We start from the raw sequence: 16,858 nt of genomic DNA on the forward strand, positions 1-16,858 counted from the left end.
GATAGTCTGTCACCTGTGACGAGCGCACGGTCGACCAAACCCGGACCGCGGGAGCGGCTCCTGGCCACGTCGACTCGTCTGTTCTCCACCGACGGGATCCGGGCGGTGGGCATCGACCGGATCCTCAGGGAGGCCAAGGTCGCCAAGGCCAGCCTCTACAACACCTATGGCTCCAAGGACGAGCTGGTCGTGGCATACCTCAGAGCCATGGCCGAGCGGGACCGCGCCCTGTGGCAGCGACGGGCGGACGCCGCGCCCGATTCGCGGGGGCGCATTCTCGCCCTGTTCGACCTCGTCCGCGAGCGCGTGGAGCCCGCGACCCCCGGGTCGTGTCACCTCGCCGCCGCCATCGAGTTCCCCAGCCCCTGCACCGACGGTGAGCGCGCCATCCGGGAGGCGGTGACCGACCAGCGGGCGTGGATCGCCTCCACGCTCCGCTCCGAGCTCGCCGGCATGGGGCTCGAGGACCCAGACAACATCGCCGACCTGGCGGACCGGTTGGCGATCCTCCACGACGGCTCTGTCACCGCGGCCATGCTCGGCGAGGTGGAGACCTCGGCGATGACAGCACGCAGCATGGCCGAGCTGATCCTGGGGATGGTCTCGGAACCGTCGTGAGGCGCGCGGCGGGTGTGCTGGGAGAGGTGCTGGTGACGCTCGGCGTCGTGCTGGCACTCTTCGTGGTCTACCAGGTGTGGTGGACGGATCTGGACGCGGCACGCGCCCAGTCCGCCGCCGACGCCGACCTGGACCGGCAGTGGGACACGGCGGACAACCCACGGATGCGCGGCGGGGTCCCGGAGGACGCAGAGGACGCGGAGGAAAGGGACCCGGCATTGTCCGGCCTCGCGGACGGGACCGCGTTCGCCCGCCTGTACATCCCGGCGTTCGGTTCGGACTACCGGTTCGCCGTGGTCTCCGGCACCAGCGACGCGGCTCTGGAGACCGGGCCCGGGCACTACACCGGGACACAGGGCCCGGGGCAGCCCGGCAACTTCGCCGTCGCCGGTCACCGGGTGGGCCGTGGATCGCCGTTCAACGATCTCGACGCCCTGCGCTCCTGCGACGCCCTGGTGTACGCCACCGCGGACCGGTGGCTGATCTACCGCGTACTGCCCGTCGACGCCCCCGATCCCGACTCGGCGCGCGAGCAGGCCGCCGAATGTCTGCCCGCAGAGCTCGCCGACCGCGCGACCTCGGGACCATACGAGGGGCTGTCCGGGATGTCGGTGGTCCGACCAGAGGACGTGTGGGTGATCGACGCGGTGCCCGGACGCGCCGAGCCACCCTCCCCCGAGCTGCTGCCGCTGACGACGCTCACCACGTGCCATCCGCAGTTCTCGGCCGCGGAGCGGCTCGTCGTGCACGCCGTGCTCGAACGCAGTGAGCCGCGGGTGGCCGGCGAGGCCCCCGTCGAGTTGGGGGGCCGGTGATGTACGCCCGGCTCTACCGCAGCCTGCCCGGACCGACGCCGGTCCGGATCGTGCTGCTCCTCGCGCTTCTCGCGGCGGTGGTGCTGCTACTCATGGAAGTGGTGTTCCCCGCGGTCGAGTCACTCATGCCGTACTCGCACGTCGCCGTCGACCCTGCAGACTGAGTCAGTCGGCTATGCGGGGCGCGACGAGTTCGGCCACCCGCTGCACCTTGACCGACTGCTCCTGCGTGGACTGCACCGCCAGGACCTGAGTGCCTCGGGCCAGGACCACCAGGGCGCCACCCGGGCCACCGGTGCGTCCGCCGGTCCATCCTCCCTCGACGTCCGAGCGCTCGGACTCACCGACGGGGGCCGAGTCGTCCACCAGCTCGGTGGCCCGCTCCTCGGACGCGACCGAATACACGGTCGTCGTGAGCTGGACCGCCCCGTCCGCGCCGTAGAAGAAGCAGGCGGCGGGGTCGACACGGTCATCGATCCGCACGTCGGTGGCCAGCTCGCCGTTGAGCCTCGACGCCTCGTCGACAGACAGGTACGGGCACTGCTCACGAGTCACGGGCTCGACCTGGGGGATCTCCGGCTCGCTGGTCTCCGGCGGCGCGGTCCGGATGGTCCCCATCTCCGGTGCCGGATCGCCGTCGCCACCGCCGCACCCCGCCGACACACCGAGCAGGACGACGGCCATGGGGGCGAGGAAAGTCGTGGTGGCGATACGCATGATGCCCAGGATAGGACCCAAACACCTGGGTAGGGTCATCACCACCGAGCGGAGACCACCCACCCGCACCGACGACCCACCAGCACCGACCACCCACCCGCACCGACGACCGACGGGGAGGCGCCACATGCCCGGCCCATCCACGCACGGAGAAGGCGCCGACCGCGTCGGGAGGCGCCGCCGCGAGCTGCGCGAGACCATCTCCTCCGTCGCACTGGACCTCGCCCTCGAACGGGGACTCGACGCGGTGACGGTGGACCAGATCGCCAAGGCCGCCAACGTGTCCCGCCGCACGTTCTTCAACTACTTCCCGTCCAAGGCCGCCGCGTGCATCCCGGATACCTTCCCCCCGGGCCGCGACGCGGTGCACCTGTTCCTCACCGACCGGTCCGTATCCACGCTGACCGCGCTCACCCGCCTGTTGTGGCTGCAGGTCTCCATGGCCCGGCAGGAGACCCCTCTGTTCAACCGGTTCCATGACATGTGGCGGCAAGAGCCGGGAATCCGCACCGAGGTGTACGCGATCCTGTCGCGGACCGAGGAGGAACTCGCCGCGCTGGTGGCCCGCCGAGAGGGCGGCGAGCCCGGGTCCGTGGAGGCCGCCACCGTCGCGGCGGCCTCGATCGCGATCGTCCGGGTGGCGGTCGAGCAGTGGCGCACCGACGAATCGCCGACTCTGCTGGAGGATCGGATCCGGGAGTCGTTCGACGCCGTCATCCGGGCGACCGAGATCGTGCCCGGCGAGCCCTGAACCCGCGCGGACAGGTGCTCGCGGACCGGCCGGGAGCCTGCATCGAGCCACGACATCGTAGGATCGGTCCATGCGATCGCAGCGACCCCGCACCGCCCCGGGGGGACGAGTCGCCCTGGGATCGGCGGCGTCTGCGGCGGTCCTGGCGATCGCGGGGTGCTCGGCGTCCGGCGTCGCGGGTAACGGGGAGACGGGCCCACCCCGGATCTCGCCGGCGCCACAGCCCGACATCGCCGCCGCGATGATCGAGGGACGCCCCGCCCCCGATGACCGGTTGAACGCCTGCGAGCTCCTCGATCTGCCGACCGATGAGCTGATCGAGTTCACCGGTGCCGACATGCCCGAGATCGAGCCCATCGGCTCCGGTGATCTGGGCCTGATCTGCACCTACGGCGGCCCGGGATCGCTGGAGCTGTACGAGATGCAGCAGTCGGAGGCGACCACCGAAGAAGCAGAGGACGCCGACGGGTCCGACACCGCCGACGACGACACAGCCGACACAGCCGACACCGCCACCACGTCCACCGAGGTCAAGCCCATGCCCACGACCTCGCCCACCTCCCCCCGGACCGCCGCCGCGGACCGGGACGAGATTCCGGATACTTTTGCCGCCGGGGTCGTCAAGCCGCGTGGTGGCCCCCAGGCCGCACTCCGTGGACAGCCCGCGCTGCTGGGGGTGCGATACGCCTGCTCGGAGGTCCGCGGCGATGAGTCGGCCTCGATCGCGGATGCGCCGCCGGGCGCCCCCGAGGCTCCCGCACCGGTGCTCCCCGAGCTCGGCACCGCGTACATCGACTGCGCGGCGGCCCCGACCGGCGGCGGTGTCGAGGTCCACACGATCCTCATCGCGGACAACGATCTGTGGCACATCACGCTGATCAGCCCGGAGACGCCCCGGTCCCCCGACGCCGAGGCGCGAGCGCTCGCGGGTCTGCACAGGGTCGCCGAGCACATCCTCGACTGACGTTCCACTGGAAATCAGAAACGGCGCCGGAGCCCCTCAGCATCCGACGCCGTTCCCTTTCAACGGACTGCGCATCGCGCCTTCCGGTTTCCACGCGCGCCCCGAAAGGCGGCGGGCCGACACCCCCCCAGGTGCCCCGGTAATGAAACCGGCCCCTCATCGTGAAGTAACAGCCCCTCATCCGTTCTTCACCTCGCCACCGCACCCCCCGGCCGGTGACTGGTTGAACTCTATGTTGCACTCGTTCCGCTGGCAAGCCCATGAACAGCAGTTCTTCTGTTGACTTATGGTCAGTACGGGGAGCCGGTTGGCTCACCTGCACTTTTGTGAACACCGTTACCAACGAACGATGGAACCAACCCTCTCCGATCGGGCCCCCTCCGATCCGGTCCGCAGGACCGCCCCAGTCCGGCGCCCACACATCCACTGCCGCACTCACCGCGCCCACGGGGTTCTGTTACGTATGTTTCCTGTGTGACAATTGTGGCTAAGCTGAGTCCTGCGGATTCACTCACCGCACCTGTGGCTCACCCCCGTCACCGCCCGAAACGTCACCAGTGCCCGGCTGACCGCGGCCCGAAGGAGAACGATGACCCGCCGAACCCGCTTCCTCGCGTCCCTCCTGGTCACGACCGGCCTCGCCACCGGCCTCACCGCCGGACTGGCCCCCGCCGCGTCAGCGCAGTCCGTCGCCTTTCCCGGCCTGGAATCGGCGCCCCTTCCCCAGGTACCCGGGGTGGCCGCGCAACCGGTCCTCACGATCCCCGTGCCGGCACCGCCGCGCCCCGCGGTGGAACCGGTGGCGTCGGTGTACCCCACCCGCGACGAGACCGTGGGGGTGGCGCAACCCGTCATGATCCGGTTCGACCGGCCCGTCGCCGACCGCGCCCGGGCGGAGGCCTCCGTCGGGATCCGAACGGCACCGTCCGTCCAGGGGAGGTTCTACTGGGTCGGCGACTCCGAGCTGCGATGGCGGCCCCACGAGTTCTGGCCCGCCGGCACGGCGGTCACCGTGTGGGCCGGCGGGCAGGAGAACACCTTCCGCACCGGCGACGCGGTCGTCTCGACCTACGACGACGCCACCCACCTGGTCACCGTCACCCGCAACGGCCAGATCGTCCGCACGATGAGGGCCTCCGCCGGGCGGGACTCCTACCCCACCCACAACGGCATCTATTACAACGGCTGGCGTGCGCGCGAGGTCCGGATGGACTCCTCCACCTGGGGACTGTCCAGGACGGCGGGCGGCTACGACACCACCGTCGAGAACGGGGTGCGGTTGAGCTACGACGGCATCTTCGTCCACTCCGCGCCGTGGTCGATCGCCGACCAGGGGGTCCGCAACGTCTCCCACGGCTGCATCAACCTCAGTCCCGAGGACGCGGCCTGGTACTACGACAACACCCGCAACGGCGACCCGTTCATCGTGGTGGGCGGACCGGGTCGGCAATTCGGCGAGTTCGACGGCCAGGGCGACTGGAACTACTGAGTCGATCGCCAACGGGTGAAACACAATCGGTGCGGACCGCGACACCCTAAGAGAGTCCTCCGCCTAGGCTGAGAGGAACCCCTCGCCTCCGTCGTCCCCAGGAGTAGCAATGACCCGTTCGCCCCGGATCCCGGCCCTCACCGCGATCCTCGCCGCGGCTGCCCTCCTCCTGGGGCTCGCCCCGGGGGCTCACGCGCAGTCCGTGATGCCGCCGAGCCCGCCCGGCATCCCGCAACTGGAGAACGCCCCGCTGCCCACCCCGCTCATCCCGGGAGTCGGGGCGATGCCGGTGCTGACCTACCCGGTGATCGGTCCCGACCGACCCGCGCCGGAGTACGGCGACGTCAACGTCTTCCCGACCCAGAACGAGGTCGTGGGCGTGGCGCAGCCGGTCATGTTCTTCTTCGACCGGCCCATCGCGGACCGGGCCCGCGCGGAGGCCACGCTCGGCATCCGCACCGAACCGCCGGTGGCCGGGAAGTTCTACTGGGTCACCGACTCCCAGGTGCGGTGGCGCCCGCACTCCTTCTGGCCGGTCAACACTTCGGTCACCGTCTGGGCCGGCGGCAAGCGGCAGCAGGCGTTCCGCACCGGTGACGCGCTGATCTCGGAGTACGACGACCGCACCAAACTCGTCACCGTCACCCGGAACGGCCAGCACGTGCGCACCATGCGGGCGTCCGCCGGGATGCGCGGCTGGGAGACCTACAACGGCGTGTATTACACCGGGCAGCGCGGACGGCAGGTCCGGATGAACTCCGAGGCCTTCGGGCTGCGCATCGAGAACGGCGGGTACGACTCGATCGTCCACGACGCCGTCCGGCTGAGCTACGACGGCATCTACGTCCACTCGGCCCCGTGGTCCGTCGCCGACCAGGGCGTCCGCAACGTCTCCCACGGCTGCATCAACGTCAGCCCCGAGGACGCGCGCTGGTTCTACGACAACACCCGCAACGGCGACCCGTTCATCGTCAAGAACGGCCCGGGTCGCCAGTTCGGCGCCTTCGACGGCCAGGGCGACTGGAACTACTGAGCGACCGGAACTACTGAGCGACTGGACCTACTGAGCGGCGGGGACTACCGCGGCGGCACGGGCGCGAGCACGCCCAGAAGCTGATCCGCCGGCACGCACCGCGGCGGCCGCGCGTCTCCGGCCTCGGCTGCCGTGCCACCCAGGGCGTCCGTGACCAAGTCCACCGCCCGGGGCGAGGCCAGCACTGTCAGATGCCCCGAGCGGTCGGCCTCACAGCCGTCCTGGAGCCTGACGACCCGCAGATCCACGAAGTCCGGGACCACGGGCGCGGTGACGGGGCCGGTGAGTTCGTCATAGTCCGAGACCACCGCGACGTACCGGACCCCGCGCGCGAACGGCACGCCCTCGTCCCCGAGCCACGCGAGGGTGGCCTCGGCGTCCCGCCGCGCGGTGCCGGGAGAGATCACCTCGAGGAACTCGGTGACGAACTCCGGCGGCCCCTCGCCCGACCGGGCGGGGTCGACCCCCAGCGTGACGACGGTGCGCACCGCGTGGGCCCGCGTGGTGGCGGTGACGTAGGAGGCGATGATCGCTCCCTGGGAGTGCCCCACCAGGTCGACCTCGTGGGCCCCGGTCAGGGCGCGGACCCGGTCGATCTCGGCGGCGAGCTGCGGCGCCGAGGCACCGGTCAGCGAGTCGAATCCTCCCGTCGAGCCGAGGCCTGGCGGGGCCCCGACCGTCGGTGCCCATACGCAGTAGCCCTCCGCGGCCAGTGCCGCACCATACGTGGCCCACGAGTTGCCGCCGTTGAGCCCGGTGCCGTGGACGAGGATCACCGGAACCGGATGGCGGGGACTCGGCCGGCAGTCGTCACGGTTGATCCCGGGCGGGTCCGCCAGGCCATTGGTGAGCTGGTGTGCCGCGCCGTCCCACCAGCGCCACGGGACCTGCTCGGTGGCGGGAGACGCCGTGGCTGGCCCGGAAGCGACGACGACGAGGGCAGCAGCCGCGACCAGGCCCGCGACCCCTGTGACCGCCCGGCGCGCGCTCACGAGCCCGGTGGGGCCGGGATCGGACCCAGGTAGGGGGCGATGGCCTCACACCGGGGCGCCCGGGGATTGGCGGGATCGAGCGCGTTGAGCACGAAGTCCGCCGCCCGCGGGTCGGAGGCGATCGCCAGGTGTTCGGCGTGGTCCTGCTCGCACCCGTCCTGGATCACCACGTTGGTCGTCATCGGCCCGGGCACCAGCCCGGAGGTGTAGGGCGTGACCAACTGGTCGTACCGGGTGACGACGTTCAGGTAGCGCACCCCGGGGGCGTAGGGCGAACCCCCGCTCCACAACAGCTGTAGCACCTCGGAGCCGGGGGACATCTGGGACAGGGCGGGGATCTGCCCCAGCTGCTCCGACACTCCCGGGACGCCGTCCAACGACCTGCGCATGCCCCCTCCGGAGCCCTCCCACAGCGGGGCGATCGAGGCCACGGTGTGCACCTTGCCGGGGCGGCCGACCTTGGCCACGAGGCCGGAGACCAGGGTGCCCTGCGAGTGGCCCACGAGGTCGACCTGCTGGGCGCCGGTGGCGGCCAGGACCCGATCGACGAACTCCCCGACCTGCGGCACCGAGACCGCCGTGATGTCCGAGAGCCCGCCCAGCACACTCACCGGCCACGGGACATCAGGCAGGGCGCCGTAGGTCAGCGTGAACACGCAGTAACCCTCGTTGTGCAATAGCGGACCGTACGTAGGCCAGTTGGTCACGGCGCCACCCGAGGTGCCGTGCACCAGCACCACCGGACGTGGCTTGGCGGCCGAGGGCCGGCAGGTCCAGTCGTTCGCCCCGGGGAGTTCCGCCCCGGGTTGGGTGAGCGCCATGCCGGCGCCGGTCAGGAAGCTGTAGGGCACCGGGATCGGGGCCCGCGAGGTCGGATCCGTGGCGTGGGCGGCGCCCGTGCCCGTCACGACGAAGGCGGCCGCGGCCACGGCGGCCACTGCAGCGCGGGCGGCATCGATTATGTTCATCTTCTCATTAAGCCACGCCCTGTGATCATCGGCAGGTCCTTTGCGTATACAAGCCCGGGCTCGGCTTCGACCACGGCCTCGACGGCGTTGACCAGCCGCATCGCGGTGACGAGCATTCCGGATTCGTTGTGGTCGCCGTGTTCGGCGTGGTGGGTGAACTCCACCCGCATGGACGGCTGACCATGGATCTCGATGCGGTAGCACCCGTCACCGTGATCGGGCCTCGGCCAGTCCGGCGCCTGGTCCGCGGCCGTGCGGGTGACGTGCTCCAGGACGATGCGGTCCTCACCGTCGACCTGACCCGCGACCTCGAACCGTAGTGCCGCCTGCGTGCCGGCGGGGACCTCGCACGCCAGCAGGGACAGGTCGCGCTCGGCGGGCAGTCGCTCGTGGCGTTCGACCAGGGGTTCGTCGAGGGCCACCCCGACCGCGGCGGCGAGCTGCCGGACCACCGACCCCCAGCCGGCGGCGAGCATGCCCGGCCTGAGGAGAGGGGGGAGCGACTCCATGGTCTGTCCGAATCCGAACAGCCGCCGCATGGTCTCGCCCTGGTGGTACACCGAGTAATCGGCGATCTCGCCAACCCGGATCAGGTCGATCCGCCGGGACAGGCTCGTCATGACCATCGGCAGTACGTCGTTGGCGAATCCCGGGTCGATCCCGTTGACGTGCAGGGTCGCACCGCCGCCCCGCCCGGCCTCGTCCAGGGCGGAGATCATTTCCGCCGGCAGGATGCCGTGCGGGTACTGCAGCAGCACGGGCCCGGAGGCCACCACGTTGATCCCCGCCCGCAGGAACGCGGTGAAGTCCTCGATCGCCTCCATGAACCGGGACTCGGTCTCCGCGGTGTAGACCACGGCGTCGGGTGCGAGCGCGATCAGCTCCGCCCGGTCGTCGGTCGCGTCCACTCCCAGATCGCGGTCCAGACCGGCGAGCCGGCCGGCGTCGAGGCCCACCTTGGCGGGGTCGGAGACGAAGACGCCGACGAGCTCCAGTTCAGGCCGGGCGTCGATCGCCTCGACCGCCATCCTGCCCAGGTAGCCCGTCGACCACTCCACGACCCTGATCGGCACATCCCGCTTCGACATGATCGGACGATAACCGTATCGAGCCCGCGCCGGGCCGGGCTCACCAGATGCTGACGCGTTCCTCCGGGGCGAGCCACATGCCGTCGGCCTCGGTCACACCGAACGCCTCGTGGAAGTCGTCGAGGTTCTTGACCACCTGGTTGCAGCGGAACTCCGGCGGCGAGTGCGGATCCACAGCCAGACGACGGGCGGCCTCCTCGGCGCGGGTCTTCGTGCGCCACACGATCGCCCACGAGGCGATCAGCCGCTGCAGTCCGGTGAGACCGTCGATCTCCGGCCCCACCCCGGTTCCCACGGCGGGCTCGCCGTCCTGCCCGTTCGCCAGGCGGTAGGCGAGGATCGCGATGGTCAGTCCGCCCAGGTCGCCGATGTTCTCCCCCACCGTGAAGGCGCCGTTGACGTGGTCCTTGGCCGGATCCAGACCGTCGGGGGTGAGGCCCTGGTACTGAGCGATCAGCGCCTCCACCCGTGTTCCGAACGCGCTGCGGTCCTCGTCGGTCCACCAGTCCACGAGGTTCCCCTCGCCGTCGTACTTGGACCCCTGGTCGTCGAACCCGTGGCCGATCTCGTGCCCGATCACGGCGCCGATCGCCCCGTAGTTCGCGGCGTCGTCGGCGTCGGCGTCGAAGAACGGCGGCTGCAGGATCGCGGCCGGGAAGACGATCTCGTTCATCACCGGGTTGTAGTAGGCGTTGACCGTCTGCGGCGTCATGTGCCACTCGCCGCGGTCGACGGGGCCGCCGAGCTTATCCAGTTCGTAGTTGTGCTCGAACTCGGCGGAGCGGCGCACGTTGCCGAGCAGGTCGTCGGAGCGCACCTCCAGCGCCGAGTAGTCGCGCCATGTGTCGGGGTAGCCGATCTTGGGCACGAACGCCTCGAGCTTGGCCAGCGCGCGCTCGCGCGTGGCCGGGGTCATCCACGGCAACCGGCCGATGGAATAGCGGTAAGCCGCGGTGAGGTTCTCGACCAGCTCGACCATCCGGGCCTTGTGGCCGGGCGGGAAGTGCCGGGCCACGTACTCCTTGCCGACCTCCTCGCCGAGGGCCGCCTCGACCGCGCCGACGCCGCGCTTCCAGCGGGCCTTGTTCTCCTCGGTGCCGGACATCACGGTGCCGTAGAAGCGGAAGTTCTCGTCCACCAGCTCGGCGGCCAGGTAGGGCGCGCGGGAGGAGACGGTCCGCCAGCGCAGCCACTGCTTCCAGGTCTCCAACGGCTCGGTGGCCCACAGCTCGGCCACGGCGGCGAGGTAGTCGGGCTGCATCGCGACGAGCCGCCCGAAGGTCTCCTGGCTGCCGCCGACCTCGCGGGCCCAGTCGTGCCACGGGAAGCCCGGTGCCAGCTCCGGCAGTTCCTCCCACGTGACGGGGTTGTAGGTCTTGTCCGCGTCTCGGCGGGCCACGACGTCCCAGTGGGCGGCGGCGATGCGGGTCTCCAGATCGACGATCAGCTCCGCGGTGCGGCGGGCCGCGCCCTCGCCTTCCGCGCTCTCGACAAGCCCGGCGAGCTCGAGCATCCGCGCAATGTGGTCGGTGTACTGGTCGCGCAGCTCCGCGTACTGGTCCTCGCGGTAGTACGACTCGTCCGGCAGCCCGATACCGTACTGCACCAGGTAGAGGATGTACTCGCTGGAGTTCTTGGCGTCGTTGTTGACGTACGCGCCGATCAGGCCACCGACGCCCACCTTCTCCAGGCGGGCCATGGCACGAGCGAGCGCGTCGGGGTCGGCGGCGCCGTCGATCTCGGCCAGGTCGGGTGCGAGGGCGGCCACCCCGGCGGCCTCGACCGCGTCGGTGTCCATGAACGAGGCATAGAACGCCCCGATCTTCGAGTCGACCGGGGCGTCGGTGATGATGTCGCGCACCCGCTCCTCCGACAGGTCGCGCAAGGCGAGAAACGCGCCGTCGATAGGCCGATCGGCGGGGATCACATGGTCCCGCAGCCAGGTACCGTTGACGTGCTGGTACAGGTCATCTTGCGACCGCACGTCGGGATCGATGTACTGGAGGTCCAGGCCCGAGGGGCGCGGGGCGTCGGCGGTGGGGATCTCGGTCGCTGTCATGCGACCAGGTTACTGAAAGGGGCGACGAGCAGTCCCTCAGTAGAAGCCGTTCTCGAGGTTGCGCTGCTTGGCCCCCGAGTAGGCGTCGACCATCCCCCAGACCCAGAACCCGAGCATGATCGGGATCCCGATCAGGACCACGGACAGCAGGATCCCGAGGAAGTACCCGGTCATGATGCCGATCCCCTTGCCCGCCTGGCCGTTGATGATCGTGCCGAGCCCCGGCAGGAAGAAGGACAGCACCAGCGAGAGCGCCGGCTCCTTGCGCGACGCACCGTAGTTCGTCGCGTACGGGTGCACAGCGCCGGCACCAGGGGCCCCGTAGGGCTGGACACCGAAGTGCTGGGCCCCGTAGGGCTGGTCCCCGTAACTCGGCATTCCGTAAGGTTGAGCCCCGAATTGCTGAGCCCCGAATTGCTGGGCGCCGTAGGGCTGATCGTGGAACGGCTGGTCGGCGAACGGCTGCTGGCCGTACCGGGGGGACGTGTACCCCTGACCGCCGAAGTCGGTCGACCCATAGGGCTCCGTGCCATACGTCGACCCGAAGTCGTCGCGGTCGCGGCCGTAGGGCTCGTGATTCTCCGACGGGGTAGTCATGCCCCCACAGTAACGCGGCGCAGCGACATGCCGGTTGCGAGCCGGTATCAGTTGCGCGCGGTCATCCCTGGACGAGCCCAGATGTCGGCGCAGTCGACGCAGGCGTCCTCTGACACGACCCCGACGCGCTGCAGTTGCCCGTACATCCAGCACCCGAGGCAGAACCCCAGAGAGGCCTCGGCGAGAGCTGCGGCCACCAACACACCCAGCACCACGACCCCCGCCGTCGTGAGCCCGCCCAGGAACAGTCCGAGCGCGACCGAGGACATGACCAGGCCGATCGTCTGGGCGAACCGCTTGGGCGCACCAGCGACCAGCTTGGGCTCGGAGCTGACCCTCGGGGCGAGCACGTGCACCGAGAGCCTCCCGAACGGTGAGTACCGCGGGCCTCCGGCCACCCGGAGGGCGAAGCCGACGACCAGCGCCGCGGCGAGCCAGGTCTGCGCGGGCGGCGGTGCCAGCATCGTCCCCACCGCGAGCGCCACCACCAGACCGGCGGTGCACCGGGCGGCGTAGTCATTGACTACCTCTGGAAACGCGAACACCTCTCGCAGGCTCATGCCCGACCTCCTCGACCTCTCCGTAGGTTCCGTACCGGCACTTAGGTAGACAGATCTGTCTGTCAATGCCTCCGAGGGTACGCCTGAACCGGCCGAAGTCCCAGTCCGGTCGTCACGGGACCAGCCGACCCCGGGGCACCCGCACCCCGCTCCTAGGCTGGCGCCCGTGCCCCACACCTAGGCTGGCGCCCGTGCCCCCACCGCTCCGCCGCCGTTCCGGTTCGCCCCGACCGCCCGCCGCACCGTCCTTGCCGCGTCGGGACCAACTGCAGACCCCGAGGTCCGATCTCGAACCGGACGGTCTGTGGGATGGCGTGTGGGCCAGCGCCGAGGACGCCCCTGCGCCCGCCGAGGGCGCGGTCCAGATGGGCGGTGCGGAGATCCGTGAGTCGATCCTCCAGGACATCCGGCTGAGCAGTGCCAGGGCCGACTCACTGCGACTCACCGATGTCGAGCTGCGCGGGTGCGACCTGTCCGGCATGGTCGCCGACGGGGCCACGTTGACGCGGGTCAGATTTGTGGGCTGCCGCCTCACCGGCGTAGTCCTGTCCGACAGCAGACTCACCGACGTGTCCTTCGACGACTGTCACGCCGACATGATCAACCTGCGCATGGCCCGGTTGCACCGGGTGCGGCTGTCCTCGACCCGCTGCAGGCAGGCCGACCTCATGGAGGCGCGGGTGGCGGACCTGTCGACCGACGGCGCGGACCTGCGCGGGGCGACCCTCGACAAGGCGTCGTTCGCGGCGGCGGACCTCCGCGGGGCCGACCTGGAGGACCTGAGGGGAGCGTCCGCCCTCCGGGGATCGCTCATCTCGCCGGAACAGGTCCTGGGGGTCGGCCTGGCGCTGATCGCCGAGGCGGGCATCAGGGTTGAATGACTTAGGGCGAGCAGACGGGGCCGAGCAGACGGGCCGAGTGAACGGGATGGGACGAACGCTCAGGGTAGGTGGGTGGCCGCGTCGCGCCACTGGTTGACGGCCCGGTTGATCATCGCCTGGAGGCGGAGCACCTGGTCGCGATCCGTCAGGGTGACCCCGTCGACCCCGGTCCTCAGCACGAGTTCGGGCGTCCCGCGGCCTGCGCCGTTCTCGTCGAGCACCACCGTCTCCGTGACGGTCACCTCGAGAACCGCGTCGTCGGCCGGCCCGTCGACTTCGGCGACGAGGTCATGCCTGTAGCGGGGGGTCGAGAAATCTACTGCATCGGTCACGAGGGGAACTCCCGACTGGGAACGGAGGGATTTCTTCCACCATAGGGGCGGCGGGAGAGGTGATCGCACCAGTGGGACAGCGTGTTACCGGTTGTGACGGATCCGTGACCCACACCACCACCGCCCGGTTGTCGCACACCGACGAATTGTGAGGAAAGTTGCGCGAGTTGCTTGTGTGATTGTTGTTACTACTTGATACTTCCCCCATGACACCAGCCGGTCAGCCGTCGCGCCATGCCCTCCTCCCCCGCCTCATCGTGGCCCTGGCCTCCGCGGTCGCTCTGGCCCTCGGCCTTCTCGCCGTCGTCATCTCCCCCCGCGCCGACGCCGTCGTCCCCCTCTCCCCCGCGTTCGACAGCCTGGCCCGCGGCGTCGACTCCTCGAGTTGGCAGCATCCGCACGGCGCACACGTCGACTGGCACGCGGCCGCCGCATCAGGCCAGTCGTTCGCCTTCGTCAAGGCCACCGAGGGCACCGGCCCCGCGAACCGCTACTACGAGGCCGACGTGGAAGCCGCCCGCGCCGCGGGGATGGCCGTGGGCAGCTACCACAAGGCGCGGCCCGCGATGGATCCCGCGATCCAGGCGCGCGCCTTCGCCACCCGGGTGCAGTCGGTGGGCGGCGAACAGTTGCCGCCGGTGCTCGACATCGAGACCGACGAGGGCAAGAACCCGCAGGAGCTGATCGAGTGGACGCGGGTCTTCCTCACGGAACTGCAGCACCTCACCGGTCGGACGCCGATCGTCTACACGTACCGGTTCTTCTGGATCGACCGGATGGCCAACACCACCCAGTTCTCCGAGTACCCGCTGTGGCTGGCCGAGTACGGGGTCCCGGAGCCGACGCTCCCCGTGATCGGCGGGTGGAACGAGTGGCTGTTCTGGCAGAACTCGGAGACAGGCGAGGTGCCGGGCTTCACCGGTCCCGTGGACCTCAACATCTTCGCCGGGACACGCGAGGATCTCGGGGCGTGGATGGGGCCTGTCACGCCGGGCGAGGCGCCGGCGCCCGCACCCGAGGCCGCGCCAGCTCCGGCGCCGGCGCCCGAACCGGCACCGGAGATCGCGCGCGTTCCGGATCCCGCACCGGTCCTCGATCCCGCTCCCGCCCCTGTCGCCGGGGGACGCGCGGAACCGGTCACCATCGTGGTCCCCGAAGGTCTCCCCGCGCCCGACGGCGTCAGGCTGCCCGAGACCGTCACCGTCCCGGCCCACATGCTCGACCAGATCCCGCCAGAGTTCCGCTAGACCGCCCGGCGCCGGGACACCGCCGCCCGCAGCGCCCGCCAGCCCACGAGAAACACCCCGGTGGCGAGCGCGGCCACCACCATGAAACTCCAGTGCGGCACCCGCCCGTCACCCAGACCGCGGATCACCATCCCGCCGACGAGCGTGCAGGCCCACACCACGACACCGGCTCGGACCCTCGCGGGGTCGCGGCGTGCGATCAGCACCGCGATCCACCCCACCAGCAGGCCCACCAGGAAAGGCCACGCCGTACCCCATACCTGGCCGATACCGAGGCCCTCGGAATGGGCACCGCGCCCGAAGGTCGCGAACACGACCACCGACACCGCGTCTAACAGGAATACCAACGGAAGCGCCACCGTCGTCACGACTCCTTCTCGTCTCGTCGCGTCGGGCCACTCACCGCACAGGAGTCCTCGTCGGCCTCGACATGGGTCTCATCGCGGGCCCCGCGGCCGCTCCCGTCACCCTCGCCCGGCTCGCCGGGCTCGCCCGTCCGCGTCCCGTCATCGCGGACCCGCAGGAGGGGGATCGGACCGGAATGGCCGTGGACGGTCGGGCGCCACGGCGTGCCGTGCAGCGGCCACATCGCGGCGATTCCGGCCGGCGGGGCGGCGACGACCGCGGACCGGTCAGGGTGGCCAGTAGTCGACGACGACGGGCGCTCCGGAGGGGGAGAGCCGTCCTCGTGGGCGACATCGGGGTCGACCTCCACTGCTCCACGGTAGAAGAGGAAGAAGACCACCCACCCGGCCAGCGCCACCAGGACAAAGCTGACGATGCGGTAGAGGAACACCGCCGCGAATGCCTGATGCGCACCGAGTCCGCCCGCGGTAAGTGCGGTGATGAGCGCGAACTCGACCGTCCCGAGCCCGCCCGGAGTGATCGGCGCGGAGGCCACGATCTTGCCGGTCACATAAGCGATGCACAGACCTCCGATGCTGGGCTGCGCGCCGACCGCGTGGGCGGCCGCCCACAGGCAGCCGACATCGGCCACCCAGTTGAGCAGCGAGAACGCGAAGGCCTTGGAGAACTGGGTCTTGGTCATCTCGACCGCCTCGGCCTGCTCCACGATCTTGCGCACACCGGCGGCGCCGTGATCGGCGGACTTGCGTCGCCGCGCGTTGACCCAGGCCAGGAGGGTCAGCAGGGCCTCCTCGATCCTGTCCGGGTTCCGCGCGGCCCACTGCACCACCACCACGATCGCCACGAGACCGACGGCCGACAGCATGAGCAGGAACGGGTTGGACACGCGGCCCACCAGGAAGAAGCCCGCCAGCGCGAGCAGCACGATCCCCACCGCCGACAGCACCCCGGAGATCACCAGCTGCCACGACGCCACGACGCGGGTCGCACCCCACTGCCGGGTCTTGCGGTAGGTCAAGGTGGTCCCGAAGACCTGACCGCCGGGAATGCACGTCGAGAACGCGTTGGCGGAGAAGACCAGGCCGACGCTCCCCCAGTACCCCACCCTGACCCCGGCCGACTGGAGGAGCACCTTCTGCACGGAGCCGTAGCTGGACATGGAGAGGTACGAGAACACCAACGCGACCGCGACCCATCCCCAGTGCGGATTGACCACCGCCGAGAACCCCTCGGCGAAGAACGGCATCTGTCCGCGGAGCCAGTAGAGGACGAAACCCAGGACTGTGAGAGTGGCGATCGCCTTGAACCAGGGGTTGGCCAGGACCATCCGGACACCACGGCGAAGCGTGGTGCCCCGCGTCCCCTTCATCACGCCACCATA

The 16,858-nt window shown here is 70.4% G+C and carries 19 protein-coding genes; 9 read left to right on the forward strand and 10 right to left on the reverse strand.

The features are described 5' to 3' along the window. Window positions 1-15: 15 nt before the first annotated feature. The 3 genes from CEY15_RS08845 to CEY15_RS18465 are packed head-to-tail and all read left to right on the forward strand — an operon-like array spanning window position 16 to window position 1,597. A complete protein-coding gene (locus CEY15_RS08845) occupies window positions 16-618 on the forward strand; it encodes a TetR/AcrR family transcriptional regulator (protein ID WP_095718120.1) in 603 nt (200 codons plus the stop codon). Continuing rightward, window positions 615-1,433 carry a class E sortase gene (locus CEY15_RS08850; protein WP_141244232.1) on the forward strand — a complete coding sequence of 273 codons (819 nt, stop codon included), beginning with the start codon at window positions 615-617 and terminating at the stop codon, window positions 1,431-1,433. The genes CEY15_RS08845 and CEY15_RS08850 overlap by 4 nt, the downstream gene beginning before the upstream one ends. Further along, a complete protein-coding gene (locus CEY15_RS18465; RefSeq protein WP_095718150.1) occupies window positions 1,433-1,597 on the forward strand; it encodes a hypothetical protein in 165 nt (54 codons plus the stop codon). The genes CEY15_RS08850 and CEY15_RS18465 overlap by 1 nt, the downstream gene beginning before the upstream one ends. A 1-nt stretch (window position 1,598) precedes the next feature. Here the strand turns inward: CEY15_RS18465 and CEY15_RS08860 are convergent, their stop codons facing one another. Beyond that, entirely contained in the window at window positions 1,599-2,150 is a 552-nt protein-coding gene (locus CEY15_RS08860) for a DUF2020 domain-containing protein (RefSeq protein ID WP_107757510.1), read from the reverse strand. A 127-nt stretch (window positions 2,151-2,277) separates the two neighbouring features. On the opposite strand from CEY15_RS08860, the gene CEY15_RS08865 reads away from it, so the two are divergent. From CEY15_RS08865 to CEY15_RS08880, 4 genes are all read left to right on the forward strand, one after another. Further along, on the forward strand, window positions 2,278-2,901 hold the full coding sequence (locus tag CEY15_RS08865) for a TetR family transcriptional regulator (protein ID WP_095718121.1): 624 nt from the start codon (window positions 2,278-2,280) through the stop codon (window positions 2,899-2,901). A gap of 70 nt (window positions 2,902-2,971) precedes the next feature. Beyond that, window positions 2,972-3,865 carry a hypothetical protein gene (locus tag CEY15_RS08870; RefSeq protein WP_095718122.1) on the forward strand — a complete coding sequence of 298 codons (894 nt, stop codon included), beginning with the start codon at window positions 2,972-2,974 and terminating at the stop codon, window positions 3,863-3,865. Window positions 3,866-4,454: 589 nt separating this feature from the next. Further along, window positions 4,455-5,354, forward strand: coding sequence for a L,D-transpeptidase (locus tag CEY15_RS08875; RefSeq protein ID WP_017836175.1), 900 nt, complete (start codon window positions 4,455-4,457; stop codon window positions 5,352-5,354). A 109-nt stretch (window positions 5,355-5,463) separates the two neighbouring features. Next, window positions 5,464-6,387, forward strand: a complete 924-nt coding sequence (locus CEY15_RS08880; RefSeq protein WP_095718123.1) for a L,D-transpeptidase — start codon at window positions 5,464-5,466, stop codon at window positions 6,385-6,387. Between the two features lie 44 nt (window positions 6,388-6,431). Here the strand turns inward: CEY15_RS08880 and CEY15_RS08885 are convergent, their stop codons facing one another. Genes CEY15_RS08885 through CEY15_RS08910 form a run of 6 tightly spaced genes read right to left on the reverse strand, consistent with a single transcriptional unit; the run spans window position 6,432 to window position 12,651 of the window. Next, entirely contained in the window at window positions 6,432-7,379 is a 948-nt protein-coding gene (locus CEY15_RS08885; RefSeq protein WP_095718124.1) for an alpha/beta fold hydrolase, read from the reverse strand. Then, complete coding sequence (locus tag CEY15_RS08890; RefSeq protein ID WP_176475058.1) at window positions 7,376-8,347, reverse strand: esterase/lipase family protein; 972 nt, start codon at window positions 8,345-8,347, stop codon at window positions 7,376-7,378. Before CEY15_RS08890 ends, CEY15_RS08885 begins: the two co-directional genes overlap by 4 nt. Further along, complete coding sequence (locus CEY15_RS08895; RefSeq protein ID WP_245847435.1) at window positions 8,344-9,435, reverse strand: NAD(P)H-dependent amine dehydrogenase family protein; 1,092 nt, start codon at window positions 9,433-9,435, stop codon at window positions 8,344-8,346. The genes CEY15_RS08890 and CEY15_RS08895 overlap by 4 nt, the downstream gene beginning before the upstream one ends. A 40-nt stretch (window positions 9,436-9,475) precedes the next feature. Continuing rightward, on the reverse strand, window positions 9,476-11,494 hold the full coding sequence (locus CEY15_RS08900) for a M13 family metallopeptidase (protein ID WP_095718126.1): 2,019 nt from the start codon (window positions 11,492-11,494) through the stop codon (window positions 9,476-9,478). 36 nt (window positions 11,495-11,530) lie between these two features. Next, complete coding sequence (locus CEY15_RS18605) at window positions 11,531-12,091, reverse strand: hypothetical protein (protein ID WP_217987091.1); 561 nt, start codon at window positions 12,089-12,091, stop codon at window positions 11,531-11,533. 47 nt (window positions 12,092-12,138) lie between these two features. Beyond that, complete coding sequence (locus CEY15_RS08910) at window positions 12,139-12,651, reverse strand: DUF4395 domain-containing protein (protein ID WP_095718127.1); 513 nt, start codon at window positions 12,649-12,651, stop codon at window positions 12,139-12,141. A 191-nt stretch (window positions 12,652-12,842) separates the two neighbouring features. Between CEY15_RS08910 and CEY15_RS08915 the strand changes: the two genes are divergently transcribed. After that, a complete protein-coding gene (locus tag CEY15_RS08915) occupies window positions 12,843-13,532 on the forward strand; it encodes a pentapeptide repeat-containing protein (RefSeq protein ID WP_231750369.1) in 690 nt (229 codons plus the stop codon). A 59-nt stretch (window positions 13,533-13,591) separates the two neighbouring features. Here the strand turns inward: CEY15_RS08915 and CEY15_RS08920 are convergent, their stop codons facing one another. Continuing rightward, entirely contained in the window at window positions 13,592-13,864 is a 273-nt protein-coding gene (locus tag CEY15_RS08920; RefSeq protein WP_017836166.1) for a hypothetical protein, read from the reverse strand. Between the two features lie 206 nt (window positions 13,865-14,070). On the opposite strand from CEY15_RS08920, the gene CEY15_RS08925 reads away from it, so the two are divergent. Further along, on the forward strand, window positions 14,071-15,111 hold the full coding sequence (locus tag CEY15_RS08925; RefSeq protein WP_231750370.1) for a glycoside hydrolase family 25 protein: 1,041 nt from the start codon (window positions 14,071-14,073) through the stop codon (window positions 15,109-15,111). Here CEY15_RS08925 and CEY15_RS08930 read toward each other — a convergent pair. Both CEY15_RS08930 and CEY15_RS08935 read right to left on the reverse strand, forming a co-directional pair. After that, the gene (locus tag CEY15_RS08930; RefSeq protein ID WP_095718129.1) at window positions 15,108-15,479 is read right to left on the reverse strand and encodes a DUF3054 domain-containing protein; all 372 of its coding nucleotides are present in this window, start codon (window positions 15,477-15,479) and stop codon (window positions 15,108-15,110) included. The two genes, CEY15_RS08925 and CEY15_RS08930, sit on opposite strands and share 4 nt — an antisense overlap. After that, complete coding sequence (locus CEY15_RS08935; protein ID WP_095718130.1) at window positions 15,476-16,846, reverse strand: lysylphosphatidylglycerol synthase transmembrane domain-containing protein; 1,371 nt, start codon at window positions 16,844-16,846, stop codon at window positions 15,476-15,478. Before CEY15_RS08935 ends, CEY15_RS08930 begins: the two co-directional genes overlap by 4 nt. Between the last annotated feature and the right edge of the window lie 12 nt (window positions 16,847-16,858).

The sequence above is a fragment of the Dietzia natronolimnaea genome (assembly GCF_002289575.1).
GTDB lineage: Bacteria > Actinomycetota > Actinomycetes > Mycobacteriales > Mycobacteriaceae > Dietzia > Dietzia natronolimnaea_A.

Bases quoted from the DNA above. Each gene is read 5' to 3' on its own strand.
- CEY15_RS18465 (WP_095718150.1), top strand. From the start codon at position 1,433: ATGTACGCCCGGCTCTACCGCAGCCTGCCCGGACCGACGCCGGTCCGG.
- CEY15_RS08860 (WP_107757510.1), bottom strand. From the start codon at position 2,150: ATGCGTATCGCCACCACGACTTTCCTCGCCCCCATGGCCGTCGTCCTG.
- CEY15_RS08865 (WP_095718121.1), top strand. From the start codon at position 2,278: ATGCCCGGCCCATCCACGCACGGAGAAGGCGCCGACCGCGTCGGGAGG.
- CEY15_RS08870 (WP_095718122.1), top strand. From the start codon at position 2,972: ATGCGATCGCAGCGACCCCGCACCGCCCCGGGGGGACGAGTCGCCCTG.
- CEY15_RS08875 (WP_017836175.1), top strand. From the start codon at position 4,455: ATGACCCGCCGAACCCGCTTCCTCGCGTCCCTCCTGGTCACGACCGGC.
- CEY15_RS08880 (WP_095718123.1), top strand. From the start codon at position 5,464: ATGACCCGTTCGCCCCGGATCCCGGCCCTCACCGCGATCCTCGCCGCG.
- CEY15_RS08890 (WP_176475058.1), bottom strand. From the start codon at position 8,347: ATGAACATAATCGATGCCGCCCGCGCTGCAGTGGCCGCCGTGGCCGCG.
- CEY15_RS08895 (WP_245847435.1), bottom strand. From the start codon at position 9,435: ATGTCGAAGCGGGATGTGCCGATCAGGGTCGTGGAGTGGTCGACGGGC.
- CEY15_RS08900 (WP_095718126.1), bottom strand. From the start codon at position 11,494: ATGACAGCGACCGAGATCCCCACCGCCGACGCCCCGCGCCCCTCGGGC.
- CEY15_RS18605 (WP_217987091.1), bottom strand. From the start codon at position 12,091: ATGACTACCCCGTCGGAGAATCACGAGCCCTACGGCCGCGACCGCGAC.
- CEY15_RS08910 (WP_095718127.1), bottom strand. From the start codon at position 12,651: ATGAGCCTGCGAGAGGTGTTCGCGTTTCCAGAGGTAGTCAATGACTAC.
- CEY15_RS08925 (WP_231750370.1), top strand. From the start codon at position 14,071: ATGACACCAGCCGGTCAGCCGTCGCGCCATGCCCTCCTCCCCCGCCTC.
- CEY15_RS08935 (WP_095718130.1), bottom strand. From the start codon at position 16,846: ATGAAGGGGACGCGGGGCACCACGCTTCGCCGTGGTGTCCGGATGGTC.